The organism is Microbacterium sp. (assembly GCF_031988965.1).
Taxonomy (GTDB): domain Bacteria; phylum Actinomycetota; class Actinomycetes; order Actinomycetales; family Microbacteriaceae; genus Microbacterium.
Genome location: NZ_DALZXX010000121.1, coordinates 6,751 through 8,850 on the forward strand (window position 1 = coordinate 6,751; position 2,100 = coordinate 8,850).

A 2,100-nucleotide genomic window follows, 5' to 3' on the forward strand; every position below is an offset into this window, starting at 1 on the left:
AGCGTCGGCCCGAAGCTCGGCGCCTTCGAGGCGCGCGACGACTCCACCGCCTCGGTGCCGGTGCACCTGCCGCACGACGCCCTGCGCGACCTGCCCCGCTCGGCCGATTCGGTGCAGGGCGTGCACAGCGGATACATCCCCGGCGGCGTGTTCGAGTACACGAAGACCTTCGAGGCCCCGGCGGAGTGGCGCGACAAGACGGTCCGCGTCGAGTTCGAGGGCGTCTACCGCGACGCGACCGTCTTCGTGAACGGCGACTTCGCCGCCCACGAGGCCAACGGATACGCGGCATTCGTGGTGGACCTCGATCCGTTCCTGCGTCTCGGCGAGGTCAACACGATCTCGGTGGAGGCCCGCGTGCATCGCGACAGCCGCTGGTACACCGGGGGCGGCATCTACCGCCCCGTGCACCTGCTCGTCGACGACCCGGTGCACCTCGCACTCGACGGCACGCTGGTCGTGAGCCGCGACATCGACGACGAACGCGCCATCCTCGAGATCTCCACGCGCGTCGAGAACCGCACGCGGTACACGGCGACCCGACGACTGAGCTGGACGGTCACCGACGACGACGGCGCGATCGCGGCGACGGGCGCATCGCCGGTCACGGTCCTGCCCGGTGCCGACGCCGTGGCGCGCGTGCGACTCGCGGTAGACTCCCCGCGGCTGTGGGGGCCCGATTCCCCGCACCGCTACCGGGTGCGCGCCGTGCTCGACGACGGCGGGACGCCGACCGACGAGACCACGACCGCCCACGGCATCCGCCGGCTGCAGCTCGACACGCGGCACGGGCTGCGCGTGAACGGCGTCTCCGTCGACCTGCGCGGCGCGTGCATCCATCACGACAACGGTCCGCTCGGCGCGGTCTCGATCGCGGATGCCGAGGACCGTCGGGTCCGGCTCCTCCGCGAGGCGGGGTTCAACGCCATCCGCAGCGCCCACAACCCGGCCAGCCGCGCCCTGCTCGAGGCCTGCGATGCGCACGGGATGCTCGTGATGGACGAGCTGACGGACGTCTGGACGAAGTCGAAGACGGCGTTCGACTCGTCGATCGGCTTCGACGAGAGGTGGCGGCGCGACGTGGCCGCCCTCGTCGCGAAGGACGCGAACCACCCGTCGGTGATCCTGTACTCGATCGGCAACGAGATCCTCGAGCTCGCCACCCCTCATGGGGCGACCTGGAGTCGGCGCATCGCCGAGGAGTTCCGCACCCTCGACCCGACGCGCTTCGTCACGAACGGCATCAACGGCATCATCGCGAACCTCGGGCGGATGGCCGACGCGATGGCCGAGGCCGCGGCATCCGACCCCAACACCATGATGGCGGGCATGGGCGAGCAGATGGCGCGCATGAACTCCTCGGCGCTCGTGACCGAGTCGACGGAGGAGTCCGCCGCGGTGCTCGACGTGGTCGGGTTCAACTACGCCGACTCGCGCTACGACCTCGATGCGGAGCTCTTCCCGAACCGCGTGATCGTGGGCTCCGAGACCTTCCCCGACCGCATCGCCTCGCTGTGGTCCGACGTGCGCCGGCTGCCGCATGTGATCGGCGACTTCACCTGGACCGGGTGGGACTACATCGGCGAGGCCGGCATCGGACGCGTGGACTACACGGATGCCGAGGGCTACACGCCCACCGGCACGGCCGGCCCCTTCCCGTACCTGCTCGCCCAGTGCGGCGACATCGACATCACGGGTCATCGCCTGCCGGCCTCGTACTACCGCGAGATCGCCTTCGGTCTGCGTTCCGAGCCCGTCATCGCGGTGCATCGGCCCGCGCATCACGGCCGTCCCGTCGCCAAGACACCGTGGTCGTGGGACGACGTCGTGTCGAGCTGGACGTGGGATGCTCCGGCGGGGTCGCCCGTCACGGTCGACGTCTACGCCGATGCCGACGAGGTCGAGCTGCTCCTCGACGGCGAGGTCGTCGGGCGCGTCACGGTAGGGGCGCCCCGTGCGCTCGTCGCCCGCTTCGAGACCGAATACCGCCCGGGCACCCTCACGGCGGTGGCCTCTGCGGGCGGAGCCGAGGTCGCGCGCACGTCGCTCGCGGCCGCCGGCCGTCCGCTGCTCTCGGCGAGGGCCGAGCGTGACGAGATC

General features: G+C 71.2%; 1 protein-coding gene. It reads left to right on the forward strand.

Going from position 1 to position 2,100, the window contains the following annotated elements:
• On the forward strand, window positions 1-2,100 hold a 2,100-nt coding region (locus RTM68_RS14940), incomplete at both ends, for a glycoside hydrolase family 2 TIM barrel-domain containing protein (RefSeq protein ID WP_312172368.1).